The 20,968-nt window shown below is 28.9% G+C and carries 18 protein-coding genes, 1 tRNA gene and 1 pseudogene; 7 read left to right on the top strand and 13 right to left on the bottom strand.

Features of this window, described 5'->3' with window-relative positions:
* Positions 1 to 3 precede the first annotated feature (3 nt).
* Positions 4 to 2,016, bottom strand: a complete 2,013-nt coding sequence (locus MOV42_RS00355; RefSeq protein WP_324171835.1) for a TonB-dependent receptor — start codon at positions 2,014 to 2,016, stop codon at positions 4 to 6.
* A gap of 113 nt (positions 2,017 to 2,129) precedes the next feature.
* Here MOV42_RS00355 and MOV42_RS00350 point away from each other — a divergent pair, with 113 nt between their 5' ends.
* Positions 2,130 to 3,086, top strand: coding sequence for an AraC family transcriptional regulator (locus MOV42_RS00350; protein ID WP_324171834.1), 957 nt, complete (start codon positions 2,130 to 2,132; stop codon positions 3,084 to 3,086).
* A 9-nt stretch (positions 3,087 to 3,095) separates the two neighbouring features.
* Here the strand turns inward: MOV42_RS00350 and MOV42_RS00345 are convergent, their stop codons facing one another.
* The gene (locus MOV42_RS00345) at positions 3,096 to 3,395 is read right to left on the bottom strand and encodes a metal/formaldehyde-sensitive transcriptional repressor (RefSeq protein WP_324171833.1); all 300 of its coding nucleotides are present in this window, start codon (positions 3,393 to 3,395) and stop codon (positions 3,096 to 3,098) included.
* A gap of 188 nt (positions 3,396 to 3,583) precedes the next feature.
* Here MOV42_RS00345 and MOV42_RS00340 point away from each other — a divergent pair, with 188 nt between their 5' ends.
* Positions 3,584 to 4,657, top strand: a complete 1,074-nt coding sequence (locus MOV42_RS00340; RefSeq protein WP_324171832.1) for an SO_0444 family Cu/Zn efflux transporter — start codon at positions 3,584 to 3,586, stop codon at positions 4,655 to 4,657.
* A gap of 51 nt (positions 4,658 to 4,708) precedes the next feature.
* Here MOV42_RS00340 and MOV42_RS00335 read toward each other — a convergent pair whose 3' ends face one another.
* A complete protein-coding gene (locus MOV42_RS00335) occupies positions 4,709 to 6,742 on the bottom strand; it encodes a TonB-dependent receptor (protein ID WP_324171831.1) in 2,034 nt (677 codons plus the stop codon).
* Positions 6,743 to 6,855: 113 nt separating this feature from the next.
* Between MOV42_RS00335 and MOV42_RS00330 the strand changes: the two genes are divergently transcribed.
* A complete protein-coding gene (locus MOV42_RS00330) occupies positions 6,856 to 7,815 on the top strand; it encodes an AraC family transcriptional regulator (protein ID WP_324171830.1) in 960 nt (319 codons plus the stop codon).
* Positions 7,816 to 7,914: 99 nt separating this feature from the next.
* On the opposite strand, the gene MOV42_RS00325 is transcribed toward MOV42_RS00330, so the two are convergent.
* Positions 7,915 to 8,601: an IS256 family transposase gene (locus MOV42_RS00325; protein ID WP_324171829.1), complete on the bottom strand. Its 687-nt coding sequence runs from the start codon at positions 8,599 to 8,601 to the stop codon at positions 7,915 to 7,917.
* A 74-nt stretch (positions 8,602 to 8,675) separates the two neighbouring features.
* Positions 8,676 to 9,392, bottom strand: a complete 717-nt coding sequence (locus tag MOV42_RS00320) for a TonB-dependent receptor (RefSeq protein WP_324171828.1) — start codon at positions 9,390 to 9,392, stop codon at positions 8,676 to 8,678.
* An 81-nt stretch (positions 9,393 to 9,473) separates the two neighbouring features.
* Between MOV42_RS00320 and MOV42_RS00315 the strand changes: the two genes are divergently transcribed.
* Positions 9,474 to 10,454 (top strand): IS5 family transposase, encoded by a 981-nt coding sequence (locus MOV42_RS00315; RefSeq protein ID WP_324170753.1) that lies wholly within the window; start codon positions 9,474 to 9,476, stop codon positions 10,452 to 10,454.
* Between the two features lie 149 nt (positions 10,455 to 10,603).
* Here the strand turns inward: MOV42_RS00315 and MOV42_RS00310 are convergent, their stop codons facing one another.
* The gene (locus tag MOV42_RS00310) at positions 10,604 to 11,899 is read right to left on the bottom strand and encodes a TonB-dependent receptor (RefSeq protein WP_324171827.1); all 1,296 of its coding nucleotides are present in this window, start codon (positions 11,897 to 11,899) and stop codon (positions 10,604 to 10,606) included.
* A gap of 115 nt (positions 11,900 to 12,014) precedes the next feature.
* On the opposite strand from MOV42_RS00310, the gene MOV42_RS00305 reads away from it, so the two are divergent.
* Positions 12,015 to 12,974: an AraC family transcriptional regulator gene (locus tag MOV42_RS00305; RefSeq protein WP_324171826.1), complete on the top strand. Its 960-nt coding sequence runs from the start codon at positions 12,015 to 12,017 to the stop codon at positions 12,972 to 12,974.
* Between the two features lie 97 nt (positions 12,975 to 13,071).
* Here the strand turns inward: MOV42_RS00305 and MOV42_RS00300 are convergent.
* Together MOV42_RS00300 and MOV42_RS00295 are read right to left on the bottom strand one after the other, a co-directional pair.
* A pseudogene (locus tag MOV42_RS00300) lies at positions 13,072 to 13,269 on the bottom strand (IS256 family transposase); the annotation flags it as partial.
* 159 nt (positions 13,270 to 13,428) lie between these two features.
* Positions 13,429 to 15,420, bottom strand: coding sequence for a TonB-dependent receptor (locus MOV42_RS00295; RefSeq protein ID WP_324171825.1), 1,992 nt, complete (start codon positions 15,418 to 15,420; stop codon positions 13,429 to 13,431).
* Between the two features lie 113 nt (positions 15,421 to 15,533).
* Between MOV42_RS00295 and MOV42_RS00290 the strand changes: the two genes are divergently transcribed.
* Positions 15,534 to 16,418 carry an AraC family transcriptional regulator gene (locus MOV42_RS00290; RefSeq protein WP_324171824.1) on the top strand — a complete coding sequence of 295 codons (885 nt, stop codon included), beginning with the start codon at positions 15,534 to 15,536 and terminating at the stop codon, positions 16,416 to 16,418.
* Between the two features lie 189 nt (positions 16,419 to 16,607).
* Here MOV42_RS00290 and MOV42_RS00285 read toward each other — a convergent pair whose 3' ends face one another.
* From MOV42_RS00285 to MOV42_RS00275, 3 genes are all read right to left on the bottom strand, one after another.
* Positions 16,608 to 16,847: a hypothetical protein gene (locus tag MOV42_RS00285; RefSeq protein ID WP_324171823.1), complete on the bottom strand. Its 240-nt coding sequence runs from the start codon at positions 16,845 to 16,847 to the stop codon at positions 16,608 to 16,610.
* Positions 16,848 to 16,920: 73 nt separating this feature from the next.
* Positions 16,921 to 17,139: a hypothetical protein gene (locus MOV42_RS00280; protein ID WP_324171822.1), complete on the bottom strand. Its 219-nt coding sequence runs from the start codon at positions 17,137 to 17,139 to the stop codon at positions 16,921 to 16,923.
* A gap of 403 nt (positions 17,140 to 17,542) precedes the next feature.
* Positions 17,543 to 17,630 (bottom strand) — tRNA-Ser (locus MOV42_RS00275).
* A gap of 100 nt (positions 17,631 to 17,730) precedes the next feature.
* Between MOV42_RS00275 and MOV42_RS00270 the strand changes: the two genes are divergently transcribed.
* A complete protein-coding gene (locus MOV42_RS00270; RefSeq protein ID WP_324171821.1) occupies positions 17,731 to 19,656 on the top strand; it encodes a DUF1538 domain-containing protein in 1,926 nt (641 codons plus the stop codon).
* A gap of 11 nt (positions 19,657 to 19,667) precedes the next feature.
* On the opposite strand, the gene MOV42_RS00265 is transcribed toward MOV42_RS00270, so the two are convergent.
* Entirely contained in the window at positions 19,668 to 20,291 is a 624-nt protein-coding gene (locus MOV42_RS00265) for a DNA-binding protein (RefSeq protein ID WP_324171820.1), read from the bottom strand.
* Between the two features lie 5 nt (positions 20,292 to 20,296).
* Positions 20,297 to 20,794: a YajQ family cyclic di-GMP-binding protein gene (locus MOV42_RS00260; RefSeq protein WP_324171819.1), complete on the bottom strand. Its 498-nt coding sequence runs from the start codon at positions 20,792 to 20,794 to the stop codon at positions 20,297 to 20,299.
* Between the last annotated feature and the right edge of the window lie 174 nt (positions 20,795 to 20,968).

Here is a 20,968-nt window from a genome sequence, read left to right as displayed (position 1 = left end):
AATTTAAAATCTATAAGCCAGCTGAATCCCAATTTCTCTAGGTTCAGAATAAGTTACTACTTGCCCATTTATTTCTCCATTTGCGTTATGTATTTTATCAAATAAATTATTGGCATAAAAGTATAAATCATAACTTTCAGTTTCATATCCTATTTTTGTATTTACTAAATTATAAGCATCTTTTGAATATTTATTGGCTTTATCAAGATATGTTTTTCCATATCCAGTTATATCAAATTTTCCAAAATACCCACTGCCATCTCTATATTTTGCACCTAAATTATAATTGTATTTTGGAGCATGAGGATTATAATTTCCTGAATAATTACCCTGACTATCGCTGTAGTCTTCTAGTTTTGTTATATTGTATCCCATAGCAGCAAATACATTTATATTCGTACTTGCTTGGTAATTAAGGTCAAACTCAATACCTTTTGAAGATGCTTTTGCAGCATTTGATATATATGATTGTCCTTGAGCATTAATGTCATTATATACTTGCATATCACTGATATCCATATAATAAATTGCTGTATTAAAGGTAAGTTTGTTATCTAGTAGTATATTTTTAGAACCTATTTCATAAGATATCAGTTCTTCTTTATCGTATTTTTTATTATATCCTACAGGTGCAAAAGAATGGTAACCACCAGATTTATAACCTTTAGCAACAGTAATATATATCATTGAAGAACTATTAATATTATATTCAAAAGCCAATTTTGGAGATAATGAACCATACTCATTACTTAAATCATCTCCGTTTAGTTTGTCTTTGAAAATCTTTTCATCTTTGTCATATCTAAGTCCACCTATGATTGATAATTTATTATTTAATTTATAATTTAAGTGGGCAAATATACCAATTGATTTTCCATCTTCATTTGTATTTATATAAGGCATATTATAAAAAGTTTGATTTGCTAGAGGAATATACATATTTGCATTTGCAATTAAGTTATTTGTTTCTTTATCAAAATAAACACCACTTACAAAATTATAATTATCTTTTATTTTACTTAGTTTAAACTCTTGTGATATCTTTTTAAACTCACCATCTTTTTTTGGTATTTCAAAAAATACACCTGGACTATAGTCAGTATCACAAGCTGCTTTATCATTGTATTGTCTTGAGGCAGTTATTGATTCTAGTGTGTAGTCACCAATACTGTATTTTACTTTTAAAGCATTTGATAGAGTTTCTGATTTATTAAATTCTTTTAGATTTGTAGAAACTATTCTTGTATCATTATTTACTACATTGTCTTTTTTTCTACCATCATCTTGTTTATACATAGAAGTTATAAATGAAATTTCAAGATTATCTGTTGGAGTGTATCTTAGATATAATTTTCCAAAATTATCTTTTCTTGTATCGGTGCTACCTGTTGGATTAGTATTTTTAATAAATCCATCTTTTTCATAATGTCTTCCGCTAATTCCTATAAAAAATTTGTCTTTTACAATAGCTCCACTTATGCCAAAAGAGTATTCTTTCTTATTGTCACTTCCAAATTCAAGTCCTATTTTACCTTTTGTTTCATTTGTAGGTTTGTTTGTAATAACATTTATGACCCCTGCATGAGTATCTTTTCCATAAAGCGTACCTTGAGGTCCTTTTAATACTTCTATTCTTTGTATATCTTCTAAAACTTCTTTATATCCAAATCTACTAGTAACTGGAATACCATCTACAAACATAGTGGCACTAGATGAAAAATTTGTATTAGAGGATATCCCTCTTATTGTTGGATTTGGTACACCTACACCACCACCATCAAAAAACACTAAATTTGGTGTATATGCTGCTATATCTTTGATAGTTTTTATATTCTTATCTGCTATAGAATACTCATCAAATACAGTAATAGATAAAGGAATATTTTGTATATTCTCTTCTGTTTTTTGTGCTGTTACTGTTATAGTATCAAAGCTTTTAGTATCTTTTGCATAAATATTATTTGATAAAATAAACGCCGTTACTAGTGATAAAACTATTTTATTTTGTTTGTTCATTTTTCGCCTTTAATTTTAATTTTAATAAGTTTATAGTATACTAAATAATAATTATCAAAATCAATACTAAAAGTTTGTTATAAGTAATTTATATTAAGATAGATGGAGTTTTTATGTCTTTTAATGATAAGTCTTTTGAATTTAGCAACAATCAAACAGATGTAATGACTTTTTCTAATGGTAAAATTACAGGTTCTATAATAGAAAAAAAGATAATTAAAGGTATCTTCTTAGTAAAAGCAGATATAGCATTTAAAGAAAATATTATCGTAGAATCAAACGCTAAAATTGATGGAATAATATTGGATTTTAATATAAAAGGGAATATAAAATGCAAAAGTAAAATATCTGATCTTAAATTAACAACCTCCGATAATATGACAGATATTCAACTTATGAAAGATGGTATCACAGAATCTATAGCACAAAAAGAGAAAGTAAACAAAATTAGTCTAGTGATAAAAAACGATTTTTTATCACAAAATATACCTAATAGTAAAATTAAAGATAAATTATTAAATTCACTTCAAAAAGATATTTGTCATGAGGTATTATCTAGCAAAAAAACAAACTATCAAACACGACTACTTTTAAATCAAATATTTTTATCTCCTTTTGAAGGTGAATTAAATAATATATTTATACAGTCAAAAGTTTTAGAAATAGTATTTTTAGAATTTCAAGAACTTTTTGAAAATCAAAATATATCAAAAATAAATACTCTAAAATTAGATGAATATGATATAAATGCAATAAAACAAGCGAAAGATATTTTAATACAAAATATGCAAAATCCACCAAGCATAATAGAACTTTCAAGGTTAGTAAAACTAAACGATTTTAAACTAAAAAAAGGCTTTAAACAGTTGTATGGCATAACACCATACAACTTACTTATAAATTATAAATTGGAATATGCAAAAAAACTTTTAACTGATGGAGATATGAATATAAATGAAATTTCACATCATATAGGATATAAATTTACTCAAAGTTTTAGTACAGCTTTTTCTCATAAATTTGGAGTTTTACCTAAGGATTTGATGAAAAATCGGAAGTATTGTTTCTAAAATATTTATCTATTTACCAAACACCTTTATAATCTCTAATAAATTATCAATTTGGGCTTCGCTTTCTGCACTATTTCCATTTTTGATTTTTTCTATCATATGACCTTTTGCATAATGTTCTACATACGATGTTATCATTCCATTTACAGCACCTTTGATAGCTGTAAGTTGTCTTAATGTTTCATAAGGATCTGTATCTAAGTTAAACTCATCATCTGCAAACTTATTTTTTAAAGAGTTTACTTGCCCTGCAATTCTGTTTATTCTATTTTGAAGTTTTTTTCTCTCTACATCACAACAATATGCCATTTTGATTCCTTTTATTATACTATATAGGGGTATAGTATATAGTATACCTTCTTAATAAACACAAGATTTATTATAAAGGGAGTATCTTTTATTCTTAAAGGATTAAAAAATTATATTTATTGAGACTAAGCAGATTTAAAGTTTCTATAATATACTATACCCCCCTATAGTATATTAAGGAGAAAACAATGGAAATATTATTAAAGATATTTGACAATATAATGATTTTATCAGATGCAATGAGTTTTTATATTTTGATAGGTCTTTTAATCGCTGGTGTATTAAAGCAACTAATACCTGATGATTTTATAAGTTCGCAACTAGGAGCAAATAAAATAAGTTCAGTTATAAAAGCTACGATATTTGGTATACCTATGCCTGTGTGTTCGTGTAGTGTTATTCCTCTTGCCAAATCTTTACAAAAAGAAGGTGCTAGTAAAGGTGCTGTTCAGAGTTTTTTAATAGCTACTCCTATTACTGGTGCTGATTCTATTATGGCTACTTACAGTTTTTTTGGTTGGATTTTCACTATTTATAGAGTTGTTACAGCTATTATTATTGCTATAGTTACAGGTATTTTTCAAAACTATGTAGATAAACAAGATGAAAAAAAAGAAAAAGCTATAACTTTTTCTGTAGACAAACCTAGTGAAGTTAGCGATGAAAATACTTGTGAAACAAGTTGTTGTAGCGGAGATACTCATGCAAAAAATTCAAGATTTAGTATAAAAGAGAGTTTTAACTATGCTTTTAATGTACTCTTTAAAGATATATATGTAGGACTTTTTATAGGACTAATAATCGGTGGTATTTTCACAAGTTTACTACCAAAAGAACTTTTACAACCACTCTTTGAATATCAGTTCTTAACATATATTGCTATTCTAGTTATAAGTCTACCTTTGTATGTTTGTGCAACAGCATCCTTACCAATTGCTGCAGCCTTTTTACTAAGTGGTATGAGTAGTGGAGCTGTATTTGTATTTTTAAGTGCAGGACCTGCTACAAATTCTGTGACTATGGGTGTGGTAGCTTCCATGTTTGGAGAAAAATCACTCTTTATATATTTAGGTGTTATTTCAGTTTTAAGTATATTTTTTGGATATGTTTTTGATAATTTCTTTTATAATTTAGAAGTATTTGATATACATAGTCATGCAAATGAGTTTTCTTTGCTTGATACTGTAAGTACAGTTACTATGTTTACTTTGATGCTATATACATTTTTAAAACCAAAACATGATCATAGTCACGAGCATTAGAAATATTATTTGATAAAACCCTAAAATAGATTTAGAGTTTTATCGAGATTATTAAAACCTATAAACCAACTGTACCCCAATTTCTCTAGGATCAGAATAAATAGTATAAAATTTATTAAACCCTTTAGAATCATATTTTTTATCAAATAAATTTTTTGCATAAAAATAAATGTCAAAATTATTATGCTCATAACCTATCTTTGTATTTACTAGTGTATAAGCTTTTCTTTCATATTCATTTGCTTTATCAAAATACATTTTCCCATAGCCATTTATATCTACTCTTGCATAATATCCACTAGCATCTCTATACTGAGCACCGATACTATAGTTATATTTGGGAGCAAAAGGGTTGATTTTACCTTTGTAATCTACTGTCCCCATTGGATTTCCCATCATATCAAAAGTATTGTCTGTGTATTTGTCAAATATAGTGATGTTATATCCTATATTTGCAAATATTTCTAAACTATCATTTATCTGATATTGTGTTTCTATTTCAAAACCTTGAGAGTGTGCTTCTCCTGCATTTGTTACTATTTCAAGTCTTGGAGATATTACTTCTGTAACCTGCATATCTTTTATATCCATATAGTATATATTTGCATTAAAAAGAAGTCTATTGTTAAAAAGTAAACTTTTTATTCCTATTTCATAAGATGTTAAAGATTCTTTATCATAAAAAATATCATCTTTACTTGTATTTAATGCTTCATTAAATCCTCCTGCTCTATATCCTTTTGAGATGGTTAAAAAAGTCATAATATCTTTATCTATTTGATATTCCAGTCCTAGTTTAGGAGAAGTAGCTGTATAATCTTTGCTTTCATCTATTGATATTGAACTATCTTTATACTTTTTTGTATCCTTATCAAATCTTATCCCTCCTAAAACTTTTAATTTATTAGTAAGAGCATATTTTGCATGGGCAAAAATTCCTAATGATCTATTATTAAAAGTAGAAAGACTAAGTAAAGTCCCACCATAAGCTGGAATAGTTTCAAATAAAAGAGATTTATCTTCATCTACAGTATCTGTATAAACACCTAAAAGTAAATTTAATCTATCATTTATAAGATTATGATTGTATCTTAACTCCTGAGAATAAGATGTCGTTTCACTATCAAGAGTCAAGTGATATTTTTTGTTTGGATCATTTGTAAAATCCCAATCGCCAAGTGAAGCATTGTGAAAAAACCTTCTTGTTGTAACAGATTCTAAAAAACTATAATTTGAAATATCGTATTTTATTTTCAAGGAACTATTTATTATTTTAGACTTATTGTAACTCTCTACATCACTTGATATATCATTTCTTGTTTGATTTGCCATTCCCCATCTTGCACCTCCATCATTAAGTTTCATAATAGAGTTTATAAACGAAATATCTAGTTTATCTGTTGGCGTATATCTTAGGTTTATTTTCCCTGAGTCTCTTTGTCTATCATCCAAGATTTTACCTGTAACTTTATCTTTTAAAAAACCATCTTTTTCATAGTGATTTACTGATACTCCTCCATACAGTTTATCTTTTATGATTGCACCGCTTGCATTTAATTTTATTTGTCTTTTGTTGTCATTTCCTAGCTCTAAAGTTGACTTTAATATAGTTTCATTATTTGGTTGTTTTGTAATAATATTGATTACCCCTGTTTCTGTATTTTTACCATAGAGTGTGCCTTGTGGTCCTTTTAGTACTTCTATTCTTTGTATATCGTTTAAAGTTTCATTTAAAGACCAACCATCAAACATAGGTACACCATCTATATAAACTCCAACTGTTACATCTTGATTTACGATATTTGAACTCACTCCTCTAAGTGATGGAGAGATAGCATCACTTCTACCATAAGAAAACATCATTAGATTTGGAGTGTATTGAGCTATATCTTCAATAGTTTCAATTTTTTTATCTTCTATTGCAAACTCATCAAATACAGTTAACGATATAGGGACACGCTGTGCATTTTCTTCTACTTTTTGAGCTGTTACCGTTACTATATCTAGTTTTTGTACATCTTTTGCATAGATATTATTTGATAAACATACCGCAGTTATAAGTGATAGTGTTATTTTATATTTCATTTTATACCTTTAATTTGAAGTTTATTTAGTTTATAGTATACTAAATAACAATTATCAAAATCAATACTGATAATCTTAAAAAAGGAATTTATACTCTTGCAAAAGGAATTTTTATGTCTTTTAACGAACAAACTTATGGTTTCGATAACTATGTTCCAAATAGTATGACATTTTCAGATGGGGAAATGGAAGGTTGTATAGAAGAACATACTATAGAAAATAGTATCTACACTATAAAAGCAAATCTTAATATAAAAGATAATATAAAACTGACTTCAAATACACATATAAATGGAATAATACTAGGATATAATTTAAAAGGTATGAGTAAACATAAGAGCTATATCACTGATTATAAACTGAATTTAGAAGAAAATTATTCAAATATGCTTATATCAAAAGATGATATAAGTGAGGGCTTATCTATGAAAGGAATTTTAAATAAAATTTCTTTAGTGATAAAAAAAGATTTTTTAATCAAAAATATGCCAGATGGAAAAATCAAAGATGAACTGCTTAATGATTTAGAAAAAGATGTTTGCACTAAATTACTTTCAAAAAAAAAGATAGATTTTCAAAAAAAACTATTGTTAAATGATTTGTTCATATCACCTTTTGATGGACAACTTAAGAATATTTTAATCCAGTCAAAAGTCTTAGAATTAGTGTATTTAGAACTCAATGATTTATTTATACAAAATGATACGACTCTAAATATAAACACTTTTAAACTAGATGAATTTGATATAAATGCAATTAAAAAGGCAAAAGAAATTTTACTACAAAACATGCAAAATCCACCAAGCATAGTAAAACTCTCAAAATTAGTTGCTTTAAATGAATTTAAATTAAAAAAAGGATTTAAAGAGATATTTGGCATCACTCCTTATAACTTTTTATTAAATCATAGATTGGATATAGCGAAAAAACTTCTTTTAAATGAGCATATGAATATAAATGAAATTGCACAATATATAGGATATAAGCATACCCAAAATTTTAGCACTGCTTTTTCTAAGAGGTTTGGAATAAAAGCTAGTGATTTGATGAAAAGTAGAAAGTATTACTACTAAATAAAAGAATAGATATTGGAGTGGTAACTTAAATTCACACTCTCTAGAATTATTTATTCGAGACTGTAAAATAAACTGTGTAAACCCACCTCTTATCCATTAATACTTAGTATATTTTGACATAATTTCACTGAAAAATATACTAAGTTGAGGAGGTTCTGCCCTTTGGGTATAAATCTCAAACCAATTTCTGACACTCGACATATTCCATTTGTTTTGTTGCTCTTGTGTAGCGAGATACATTAGCTTATAAGCAGATTCTACAGTAGGAAATGAACCTTTAGATTTAGTCTTTCTTTTTATTGTTGCATTTATAGATTCTATTGGATTTGTAGTGTAAATTAGTTTTCTAACTGAATCTGGATATTTGAAAAAAGTTGAGAGTTCAGCCCAGTGATTTGTCCAAGAAACAGTAATGTTAGGATATCTTTTACCCCAAATATCGTTAAAATCTGTAAGTGCTAATTGAGCATCTTCTTCATTTATGGATGAATACACAGACTTAAGATCTTTAGCAACTGCCTTTCTATCTTTCCAAGATACGAACTTCAGGGAGCTCCTGATTTGATGAACAATACATCTTTGTATCTCAGCTTTAGGATAAACGGCTTTTATTGCTGTCAACAGCGGAGTTAGCTCTTCTTGGGATGCAATTTGTATCACTTCTTTGAGTATATTTTTAAACTCATTTGCAATATCATCTAGAGAAGTTATCTCTCCTGATGCTAATTGTTTTTTAACTCTTCGTGGTTGATTAAACTTATGTAAATCCTTTAAATAATTCACTTGATTAGTTTATCAAATGAATCTAATTTTTAAGGTTTACACAGTTAGATTTATACTTCCTAGGGATTCATTGATTAAAACCTATAAGCCAACTGCACGCCTATCTCTCTAGGGTCTGAAAGATAAGTATATGAGTCATTATAGTATCCCTCAATATTATGTGTTTTATCAAATAAATTTTTTGCGTACAGATATATCTCATAATTTGTTTGCTCGTAACCTATTTTTGCATTTACAATTTCATAAGCTTTTTGTTCGTATTTATTTGCTTTATCAATATACATTTTTCCGTAGCCACTTAAGTCAGCTCTTGCATAGTACCCTTGAGTAGCTCTGTATTGAGCACCTATACTGTAGTTATATATTGGTGCGAAAGAAGCATAGTTTCCTTTATAATCTCCACTTACATCACTAAATGTGTCATAAGTTGTTCTGTTGTACCCAAAAGCTGAAAACAGACTTATTTCATCTGTTGCTTTATAGTTCGCTTCTAGTTCAAACCCTTTTGAAGTTGCTGTTGCAGCATTTGAGATATACCCTTCTTGATTATTTATTGCTGTTAAAACTTGCATATCTGATATATTCATGTAATATAAGGAGGTGTTAAAAGTTAAGGTATTATCTAAAAATTGACTTTTTAAACCAATTTCATAGTTCCATAAAGTTTCTTTATCATAAGACTGTTTTCCAGCAGGTGCAAACATATAAAAACCACCACTTTTATAACCTTTTGCTACAGTAATGTATGTCATAATATTCTTATCGAATTTATAATTGAACCCTCTGAACAATCAAGCAATTTAACTTAACCTCCCTCAAACCAATAATTAGCTAAAATAAATATACTAAGAAGCCAAGTTTGAGGGATAAATATGCAACTAAGTTTTTTTGACCATGCCATGAAATACCAAGGTGGTAAGAAGAGTATGAAGTTTTTAAATGAGATGAAAGAGATTATTCCATTTGAAGCTATTGAGAAGATACTTATAGAGAAAAATGTATACAAACCCAACAAAGGTAAGACAGGAAGACCATCTATTCCATCAAAGATATTAGTAGGCTCACTTTTTTTACAAAACTGGTATGGATTGTCAGACCCAATGACCGAAGAGCTTATACATGACCGTATAAGCTTCAGAAAGTTTCTTGATATAAGAGATGAAGATACTATTCCAGATGAAACAACTATTTGTAAATTTAGAAACAAGCTTATCAAAGAAGAGATACTTGGTGATATATTTGAAGAAGTAAAAAAGATGATGGAATCTAAAAGACTTATACTCAATGAGGGAACTCTTATAGACGCTACTCTCATCCACTCAAGCGAACCAAAGAGAAAAAAAGATGACAAGGGTAAAGTTATTTCAAATAAAGCCCATGATTCTGATGCAACCTATACTTCAAAAAGAGGTCGTAAACATCATGGATTAAAGATGCATATAGCAACTGATACAAACGGTATCATCAAAAAAGTAATAGCTACAACTGCATCAACACACGATAGTACACAGTTTGATAAGCTGACAGAAGATGAAAATAAAGCAATATTCGCAGATAGCGGCTATATGCAAAAGGCAAGAAAAGTGGCACTAAGAGCAAAAGGTATTTTTGCTGGTATAGTTGAAAGACGAGTAAGAGGTCAATCGAAACTAAGACCTAAACAATCAAGAAATAATACAAGATTCTCAAAGATAAGATGTCTCGTGGAATTACCATTCGCATTTATAAAACAACATATGAACTTCAGAAAAACCAGATATCGGGGAATAGAGAAAAATCAACAACACTTTTTTATGTTGGCTGCTTGTTATAATCTGAGACGGACACCTGCACTGGTAAGGGCTAGGAACTGATACAAAAGGAACAAAATAAGGTTCTAACATGCTAATAAATAGTAGAAATATAGAAAAACAAGACAGAAACTCACTTCAAAATTGAAAGAGAATTTTTAAAATGATAGAATATTAGTATAAAGAAGAATCATCTGGCTTGTTCAGAGGGTTCAATTAAAAGCTAACTTAGGAGATATTTCACTATAAGACATATCTAGTTTTGTATTTGTTTTTTTGTCTGTTAAACTCTTTTCATCTATATCATATCGTAACCCTCCTAATATAGATAATTTATCATTTATTTTATAGTTTGCATGGCTAAAAAGCCCCAATGAACTATCCTCTGTAGTATTTTGATTACCTCTGGCTCTCATCGATGGATAAATAGAATCTACTGTTGTTCCACCTTTAGACTCACTCTTATCTGCATATATTCCTGCTAACCAAGTTAAAGTATCTGTTTGTGAGTTTAATTTTACTTCTTGTGATAAATTCTCATAAGTTACATCCATGAGACTATGGTAACTTTTTACAGTACTATAATCATAATCAGCAAATCTCAAATCATGGTCTTTTTTATAAGCTGTTACTGAAGATAAGTTATATTGTCCAAAATTATAATCTATCTTTAAAGAGTGTGCTGTTGATTCTAATTTTGCAAAATCTGACACATCATTATTTACCTCTTTTAGATTTTGTGCTGTTGCTTTGTTTACTGATAATGCTCCATCATCTCTTTTATGTTTTGAAGATATAAAAGATATATCAAGGTTGTCTGTAGGGGTATATCTTAAATTTACTTTACCATATTTACTTTTTCTATTATTATGGTCGGTATTAAGATATTTATTTGTCATATATCCATCTTTCTCGTATAATTTACCAGATACTCCTACATAAAACTTATCTTTTATGATTGCACCACTAGCATTAAATGTGTATGCTTTTTTATTATCACTTCCAAACTCTAAACCTATTTTTCCTTTTGTTTCATTGTTAGGTTTTTTAGTGATGATATTAATAGCTCCAGCTTCTGCATTTTTACCATATAAAGTACCTTGTGGACCTTTTAAAACTTCGATTCTTTCTATATCTTCTAAAACAGCATCGTAACCCATAGTACTTTGAGTAGGAACACCATCTATATACATACTTACAGTTGATGAAGTCATCGCAACATCAGAATAAAGACCTCGAATAGAAGGTGCTACAGTTCCCCAGTCACCTGGATTAAATATAGTAAAATTAGGTGTATATTGTGCTATATCTTTAACAGATTTTATATTTCTATCTTCGATAGCAAACTCATCAAAAACTGTAAGTGAAACAGGTACATCTTGTATATTTTCCTCCATCTTTTGTGCTGTTACGGTTACTGTATCTAGACTTTTCATATCATTTGCAAAAGAATTGTTTACTAAAATAAATGATATTATAAATGATAAAACTATTTTTCTTTTTTTCATATTTTCCCTTTTAATTAAGAATTAATTCGAAGTAGATTATACTTAATAGCAATTATCAAAATCAATGCTATTTTATGTATATAAGTAGTAATTTTAAGTAAAAAGGGAGTATTTTATGTCCTATAAAGAGATAAATCATAAATTTAATGAAAATAAGACAAAGAGTGTATTGCATTCAAAAACTAAAATTGAAGGAACAGTAAACCAACAAATAATAGATAAAAACATATCTTTAGTAAAAATTGATTTGGAATTAAAAGATGATACTTCAATGGATTCAAATTTTTCAGTTGATGGCATTATGTTTAGCTTCAACTTACAAGGTCATAGTGAACACAGCAGTCAAATATCTGATTTTAAATTGAAAAATAATACAAATGATACAAATATAATACTAACGAAAAATGAAATTAGTAAAACAACCATACAAAAAGGAAAAATCGATATGATAGGGCTAGTCCTTAAAAAAGACTTTATCAAAAAAAACCTACCAGAATCAAATGGAAAAGACAAACTTCTAAACTCTTTAGAAAATAACATTTGCCATGAATTATTAAGTAGTAAAAAAACATCTTTCCATACTCAACTTTTACTAAATGATATTTTTTCATCATCGTTTGTTAATAATTTAAATGATATGTATGTACACTCAAAAATATTAGAACTTCTTTTCTTAGAATTTAAAAATTTATATCCAAAAATAAACTCGTCCTTAAATATATCAAATCTAAAACTTGATGAATATGATATAAATGCCATAAAAAAAGCAAAAGAAATTTTGATGCAAAATATACAAAATCCTCCTAGTATCGTAGAGTTAGCAAAACTTGTACGAATAAATGATTTTAAGTTAAAATCAGGATTTAAAAAAATATTCAATATCACGCCTTACAATCTTTTGATAGAACATAGACTAGACTTAGCAAAAAAACTTTTAATAGATTCTGATATGAGTATTGGGGAGATAGCAAATAAAGTAGGATATAAATATAATGCAAATTTCACAGTTGCTTTTACTAAAAAATTTAAAATATTACCTAAGGATATTATGAAGAATAGGAAGTATTATTATTAATGCTATAATGAATCCCTAAGCCGAGCGACAAAAAAGATTACATTCGACGGTAGTGTTCAATAATCTGTGTCAGCATCTAGTAATTCCTAAAATTGTATCATAAGTTTAAAGCTTTATCCAAACGCCCTTCAAAGTGAATTGCAAGTTGAGAGATAGTTAAGCTCCAGTTTATTACAGGTATTGTCCATTTTTTTGAGGCATTTTGAATACCCATAAATAGTAGTTCTAGTAAGCTATTATCGTTAGGAAAGCCACCTTTTGTTTTAGTCAAACTTCGAAACTGGCGATGCACTGATACTTTTACCGGTCTTCTACCTTCGAGGGGTACCTCGATATCACGAGCAAATTGCTCTACATCTATTTCTATCTTCATCTGTGTTTCCTTGGGTATTTGTTATTTTACCCGATTGACACAGATTTTTGAACAGTCCCTAATACTTTCTAGTTTATTTTATTAAAATCTATAACTTAACTGTATACCAACCTCTCTTGGCTCTGAAACAACTGTATAATAATCATAAAGACCTTCGGTGTCATGCTTTTTATTAAATATATTTTTCCCATATAAATAAATATCGTAATCCTCTGATTCATAACCAAGTTTTAAGTTTACAAGCTCATATGCATCTTGTTTTAGACTATTAGATCTATTTAAATACATATCTCCTACTCCATTTAAATCTGCTCTTGCGTAATATCCATTTATATTTCTATACTGTACTGCCAAACTATAGTTATATTTTGGAGCATAAGGATTATAATTTCCTTTATATTGACCGAAGTAATCCTTGAATTCTCCAAAAATAGTTTTGTTATATCCAAAAGATGAAAATAGAGTAATATCATCAATTATATTATAGTTTAATTCCAGTTCAATACCTTTTGAACTTGCAACTCCTGCATTTGATATATAACTACTTGCATTATCAATTGCCGTCATAACTTGCATATCTTTAATGTCCATATAATATAAAGAGAAATTGAATACTAACTTATTATCTAAAAAAGAGTTCTTTGAGCCTATTTCATAACTCCAAATAGTTTCATCATCAAAAGATATTTTATCAGTAGGTGCAAATTGATAGAATCCTCCACTTTTATAACCTTTTGAAATAGTTACATAAACCATTTTATCTTGATTTATTTGGTATTGTAAAGAAAATTTTGGGGATACTGCACTAAAAGAGTTACTTAACTTAATATTAGTTTTTTTATTATCAAACTTTTTGTTACTTTTATCATATCTGATTCCTCCTAAAACAGAAAGTTTATCTGTTAATTTATAATCAACATGTGCAAATATTCCAAGAGAATCATCATCCGAGGTACTTAAATAAGTACCAGTTTTATTAGGGATAGTGGAATCAAGAACATAACCACCCTCAGTCTTACTTTTATCTGCAAATAAACCAGTGATCCAAGTAATTCTATCATCTACATAGCTTAACTTTAATTCTTGAGATAAGTCTGTTAAAGGTATATCAAGTTTACTATGAAAAGTATATGGAACTCCTGCCGTAAAGTCAAAGTCTCCTAATCTTTTATCAATATATTTTTTGTAGGAAGTAACTGATTCTAACTTATATTTATCAAAAGTATACTCTACTTTTAAAGCAGCTGTTTTTGTAACATTCTTTATATAGCCAATTAAATCACTAGTAGTGACTCTATTATCAACAACTCCTAGATTATTTTGAGAAATTGTTCCATCATTTCTTTTTAAAATTGTAGATATCAAACTAACATCCAAATTATCAGTTGGAGTCATCCGCAGATAAAGTTTTGCAAAATTATTTTCTCTATCATTTTCAATTCTTTTTAAATTTGAGTTATAAAGAAAACCATCTTTTTCATAATGTTTTATATCAAGACCAACATAAAACTTATCTTTTATAATCGGACCACTAACACTTGCTAGATATTCTTTTTTATTATCTTGTCCAAGCTCTATGCCTATTTCACTGTTAAACTCATTATTTGGTTTATTAGTAATAATATTAATTACACCAGCTTCTGCATTTTTACCATAAAGTGTTCCTTGTGGTCCTCTTAATACTTCTACCCTTTTAACATTGTTTAAAAGCATATCATTAGCTGTGCTACTGCTAAAAGGAATTCCATCAATGTAGATGCTAACTGAACTTGAAGACAGTTGAGGATCTGTACTTATCCCTCTAATTGTTGGGGCTAAGCCACCAAAACCACCTGAATCAAATAATAATAAGTTAGGAGTATAATAAGCAATATCCTTAACTGATTTTATATTCTTGTCTTTAAGGTCAAATTCATCAAAAACTGTCAAGGAAATAGGTACTCTTTGCATATTTTCTTCAACTTTTTGTGCCGTCACTGTTACAGTATCTAAATGTTTTATCTCTTTTGCAAAAATATTATTTACTAACATAAATGAAATACTAATCGAAAGTATTATTCTTTTTCTAACCATCAAAAATCCTTGTTTATTAAATTTTAAGTAGCTAGTAGTATAATCAATAACAATTATTAAAATCAAGAGCAATAATATTAAAAACATATTATTTCTTATTAGAAAGATATTATATGGTAAATGAATATAAAATAAATAGTCACATAACTTTACATAAAGTTGATGAATTTTTCAATCAAGATAGTTCAAACTTTAGAAAAAGCAATATTAATGGTTTAATCTTATATATAAACTTAGAAAAAGATATGGAAAATGAATATACAAGTTTATTAGATAACTACAGTATTAAAACTGAAAAAAAACATACTATTATTGATTTAATAAATAAAGATGAAGGTATATCAAAAATAAAAAGAAATACTCATAAACAATTTTTACAATTAGTTATTAGTAAACAATTTCTAGAAGAAAACTTACCTGAAAATAGACACACTGAAAAATATATTAATTTTTTTCAAAGTAATAAAAATATAGAAAATATAAGTTATAAAAAAACAAATCAAAAAACGCAATTAATTGCACATGAAATTTTTAATAATACCTATAAAGATAAATTAGAGAAGATGTTCATAGAATCAAAAGTATTAGAATTACTTTATACAGAGTTTACAGATTTATTCAAAGAAAATGAAGTAAAAATAAATAAAACTATTAAATTATCTAGTGCTGACAAAGATGCAATATATCGAGCAAAAAATATTTTGATAAATAATCTTAGCAATCCTCCTAGCATTAAAGAGTTGGCAAGAAAAGTTGCTATAAATGATTTAAAATTAAAAATAGGTTTTCATAAGTTTTTTAATGAAACACCTTATTCTATTTCATTAGAATACCGTTTACAAGAATCAAAATTACTCTTAGAAAAAAGTGAATTAAATATAACTGAAATATCACAAAAAATCGGATATAAATATGCTTCAAATTTTTCAAATGCATTTTTTAATAGATTTGGATTAAGACCAAAAGATATTATGAAAACTAGGAAGTATTATTTTTAATATTTCCTAGTATAATGCCCCTAAAAATAAAGATACCATTTTTTTACTTTAAATCAAAAATAACCAAAATCATCTAAAACATGATGATCAAGTCCACTAATGAAAAGCCTTATATAGCCCTATACCAGGTACTTTTAAGATATGTATTTTAAAAAAAGGTAACACTATGTCTGTTATTGCATGATACTTTTATATCTCATCACGAATAATTTCTTTTAGTTTATGAGTCAAAATTGTATCTTTATCACTCTTTGCATACATTGTAACAAGATATAAATTATCTCCATTGACATAGTATGTCACAACTCTAAAACCTGCTCTTTTACCCGTTGGTATAGATGAGTTTTGAAGTCTTACTTTATATAGTCCACTTTCAAGGGCTACCCCTAATTCTGGATTCTTACTAAGCTCTTCAATAAGAAGGTACAAATCTTCTTTTATTTTTGGAAATCGTTTCTTTTATTTTTTAACATCTTTATCAAACCGAGGAATGGTTTCAATGTTAAAGTTCTTCAAGTAATTCTTTTACAGGTCTTGAATGTAAGTTGCCATTATTAACAGCTTTAATTTCTTCTAACCCCTCTCTAAAATTATTTATTACTTCTTTTTCATTTTTAGAGTTTAATTTTAAAATTTCGACACCATCACTTTTAAAGCGATCTAACATCCACAGAACTTTATCTGCGATAGGTTCATTTTTGATATCTATTGCTAATTGCATGAGGTCTCCTTTTTGAATATTTTTTATAATTTAGATTATAGCATGTTAGTCATTTCACTACAACAAAATACAGATTACCCGTTCCACTACCCACGATATTGCTTCCCCGTATCGGGTGGATAGTCATTGGGGTGGTTTATTGGTATGTGAGTATCATCTGTGCATTACCTGTGTAATTTCTGCGTGAGTTGTGTGATTACTCTAGTGCATCTTAGTTCTGTGTTTGTGTGTTCCCTAGTTTAAGACTGCTAAAGAGCTTTGAAATATAAAACTTTCAACTTCAACACCTTAGTAAGCCCTATATTTAGGGATTTAATGTCATTTGAAAACAATACACTATGTATTGTTTTCAAGGGGGTATATAGGAAGGATTATAACGGAACTAAAAGGGATGTTTTTGATATGGTGGTCGAGGAGAGATTCGAACTCTCGGTAGGTTACCCTACACAACCTTTCCAAGGTTGCACCATCGGCCACTCGGACACTCGACCATATTAAAAAGAAACCGCATTTTACCTTTATCACACTTAAAAATCAAACTTTTATCTTCATTTAGGTAAAATCACATATTATTTATAACAAAGGATGAAGATGTTAAGCTTTGCTTCATTTTTAAAGCTCTTAAAAGAGTCATTTAGAGACCTACTACCAATCATTCTTGTTATTATGTTTTTTCAACTAGCGATTATTCAAAGTGTCCCTGAAAATTGGTTAAGCACCTCTATTGGACTTGCTATTGTTGGTGTTGGACTTGCTGTTTTTCTTTTAGGTCTTGAAGTTGGTATCTTCCCCGTTGGTGAAGGTCTTGCTGGAGAGTTTGCAAAAAAAGGCTCAACAAAGTGGATAATCATTTTTGCTTTTATGATTGGCTTTGGTACAACTGTTGCCGAACCAGCTCTTATAGTTATTGCACAAAAAGCAGCTAGTATTAGTGCTGGGCGAATTGACGCTACATTTTTAAGAATTGTTGTTGCTTTTTCTGTTGGTTTTGCTATTGTTATTGGTGTTTGGAGGATTATAAAAGGTCACCCAATTCACTACTATATAATTTCTGGCTATATAATGGTTGTAGCAGCTACTGCCTTTGCCCCACAAGAAATAGTTGGGCTTGCTTATGACTTAGGTGGAGTCACAACTTCTACAGTAACAGTTCCTCTTGTAGCAGCTCTTGGAATTGGTCTAGCATCTACTATTAAAGGCAGAAATCCTGTTTTAGATGGTTTTGGACTCATCGCTTTTGCCTCTTTAACTCCTATGATTTTCGTACAATTTTATGGTATTTTTGTTTATGAGTTTATAGATGCGAACAATATAATAAACCCTTCCATTGTTGAAATGGCAAAAACTCCTGTAGTTTTTGAGTTTAAATTTCTTACAATTATCAAAGGTTTTATAAGCGTTGTTATAGATGTTATTCCTATCTTAGCTATCATATTATTTTTTCAATATGTAATTCTTAAACAAAAAATCGATAATTTAAAAGAAGTTATTATCGGTTTTGGTTTAGTTATTATCGGTCTAGATGCTTTTGTAGTCGGCTTAGAGATGGGTCTATTTTCTGTTGGTGAGTTAATGGCGTTTGAACTAACCCAATACGACAATAACTTCATTATTTACTCTTTTGGTTTTCTTATAGGTTTTTCTACAACAATGGCAGAACCTTCTCTAACTGCTATCGCAAAAAAAGCAAAAGAAATTAGTGACGGTAAAATAAATGATTTTGCCCTTCGTCTTTTTGTTGCTCTTGGTGTTGCTATTGGCATCTCACTTGGTGCATATAGAATTGTTGTTGGTGGAGAGATTGTTTACTACATTATGGCGGGTTATCTTTTTGTAATCGCCCTTACATTTATGGCACCAAAATATATTATTCCTATTGCTTATGATAGTGGTGGAGTTACAACTTCAACCATTACCGTTCCTCTTGTTGCCGCACTTGGTCTTGGTCTTGCTACAAACATAGATGGACGAGATCCGCTTATTGATGGATTTGGTTTGATTGCTTTTGCCTCACTTTTCCCAATGCTTACAGTTATGCTCTATGGCATTATAACTGACAGGATGGGTATAAAAGGTATTCAAGAAATTGAAGAAATTCACAAACATGAGCTTCAAAATGCACTAGAACATGCATACGACATGGGGCTTTCAACTATAAATATAGAAGAAACAGGAGAGCGTCATTCATACAAGATGCCATTTTCAGCTGTTCATGTTATAGTTCCTAAGAAAAATCAGGACAAAGCTATTATAGCTGCTCGTGATTCTGGTGCTGGTGGTGTAACTATTATGGACGCTCATGGCATGGGCTTACTTGAGATGGACAACTTCTATAAACGACTCTATAGTGATCCAACAGATGTAAACTTAATGTTTATTGTGCCTAGTAAAAAAGTTGATGGGATTATTCTCGCAGTAATGAGAAAGCTAGACATTGTAGGGAAAGGAGATGGTTTATCTTACTCTTACCCCGTATCGCACCTCAAAGGATTAACCCTAAAAAGTACTGATTTATAGTTTTAAATTTATTATTTTAAAAGATCACTATAATCATATTTAATTAAATTGATATAGTATTTTTTACCAATTCTAATTATTCTGCTATCAGATTTTTCTATCTTTTTAAATCTTTGTTTGATTTTAATACTCTTCTTTTTTGAAATGTTACTATCTTTTAAATAACTTTTTAAAGAGATTGGGAAGCCTTCTTTTACCTGCGGCTCTATCTCCGCTTCTACTAACTCTTCTTCATCAGGAGCATTTAATAAAAACTTTGAAGAAATAGCATTGAGTATATTTTTTAATTGTTCATCTTTATCTTTATATATTTGCTCGATTTTTTCTCTTTCAGAAATTAGCATCTGCTCTTTTTGATCTCTTAAAGTTTTTGTTTCACCTTCAAGTTTTTCAACTTTTGTTTGTAGCTTTTGGTTGTGCTCTTCTAGAAATTTATAATACTTTGCATCTGTGTCTGAACTTACCACTCTTCTCACATTAGTTTTCTTAGCTACTTGTAAATTTTTTGTAATGACAACATACTTTATTTCATCTTCAACTATGCACTCTAACGAACCTCTTCTTATTCGGTTATGGATTGCTTCTTTTGATACACCAAGTTTTATCGCAGCATCCGCTATACTCATTTTACTCATATCTGTTACCTCATATTTTCAAAGACAAGTGGTGCTTCCCACTCACCTGAACGAATTTCAGTCATCACTTTTTGTAAATCATCAAGGCTTTTTCCTTTGACTCTAATAGCATCTCCCTCTATTTGAGCGTTCACTTTTAACTTCATCTTTTTTATATCTGCTGTTATTTTTTTAGCCTCTTTTGACTCTATGTAATCAACAACTTTAAAGGTGATTTTTCTATTATTTCCTGAAGAATCCTCAACACGCAACTCTTCTAAAACCTTTGAAGAGAGTCCTTGTTTTAAAAATTTTGCCACCACTATGTCTTTTAGAGCATCAAGTTTGTTATCACTAGATGCTATGAGAATGAGTGTTTTTGCTTTTTCATTATAAGTAACTTCGTATGTAGTTCCCTTAAAGTCGTAACGATTAGCAACTTCTTTATCTACCATATTTATAGCATTCTTAAAATTTTGCATATCTATTTTCGCACTAATATCAAATGAATGTTCTTTTGCCACAGTAATTCCTTAATTTTATTTCATAAAATGAAGGAAATCTTTTATCTGTTTGCAACGCCAAAGAAAGTAATTTCTTTGACTACGCTAACGCTAAGTTTCCTTCGGCAGGAAGCCCATCACACTAGTGTGATTGAACTTCTAATTTATAACGGTTTTGATTATTATAACATATTA

It is taken from the genome of Sulfurimonas sp. (assembly GCF_029027405.1).
Taxonomy (GTDB): Bacteria; Campylobacterota; Campylobacteria; order Campylobacterales; family Sulfurimonadaceae; genus Sulfurimonas.
The sequence above is the reverse complement of the archived record's forward strand: the minus strand, read 5'-3'. Positions and strand labels throughout refer to the sequence as shown.

Bases quoted from the DNA above. Each gene is read 5' to 3' on its own strand.
- MOV42_RS00280 (WP_324171822.1), bottom strand. From the start codon at position 17,139: ATGCAATTAGCAATAGATATCAAAAATGAACCTATCGCAGATAAAGTT.
- MOV42_RS00310 (WP_324171827.1), bottom strand. From the start codon at position 11,899: ATGAAAAAAAGAAAAATAGTTTTATCATTTATAATATCATTTATTTTA.
- MOV42_RS00295 (WP_324171825.1), bottom strand. From the start codon at position 15,420: ATGGTTAGAAAAAGAATAATACTTTCGATTAGTATTTCATTTATGTTA.
- MOV42_RS00355 (WP_324171835.1), bottom strand. From the start codon at position 2,016: ATGAACAAACAAAATAAAATAGTTTTATCACTAGTAACGGCGTTTATT.
- MOV42_RS00315 (WP_324170753.1), top strand. From the start codon at position 9,474: ATGCAACTAAGTTTTTTTGACCATGCCATGAAATACCAAGGTGGTAAG.
- MOV42_RS00290 (WP_324171824.1), top strand. From the start codon at position 15,534: ATGGTAAATGAATATAAAATAAATAGTCACATAACTTTACATAAAGTT.
- MOV42_RS00340 (WP_324171832.1), top strand. From the start codon at position 3,584: ATGGAAATATTATTAAAGATATTTGACAATATAATGATTTTATCAGAT.
- MOV42_RS00330 (WP_324171830.1), top strand. From the start codon at position 6,856: ATGTCTTTTAACGAACAAACTTATGGTTTCGATAACTATGTTCCAAAT.
- MOV42_RS00350 (WP_324171834.1), top strand. From the start codon at position 2,130: ATGTCTTTTAATGATAAGTCTTTTGAATTTAGCAACAATCAAACAGAT.
- MOV42_RS00305 (WP_324171826.1), top strand. From the start codon at position 12,015: ATGTCCTATAAAGAGATAAATCATAAATTTAATGAAAATAAGACAAAG.
- MOV42_RS00265 (WP_324171820.1), bottom strand. From the start codon at position 20,291: ATGAGTAAAATGAGTATAGCGGATGCTGCGATAAAACTTGGTGTATCA.
- MOV42_RS00335 (WP_324171831.1), bottom strand. From the start codon at position 6,742: ATGAAATATAAAATAACACTATCACTTATAACTGCGGTATGTTTATCA.
- MOV42_RS00270 (WP_324171821.1), top strand. From the start codon at position 17,731: ATGTTAAGCTTTGCTTCATTTTTAAAGCTCTTAAAAGAGTCATTTAGA.
- MOV42_RS00345 (WP_324171833.1), bottom strand. From the start codon at position 3,395: ATGGCATATTGTTGTGATGTAGAGAGAAAAAAACTTCAAAATAGAATA.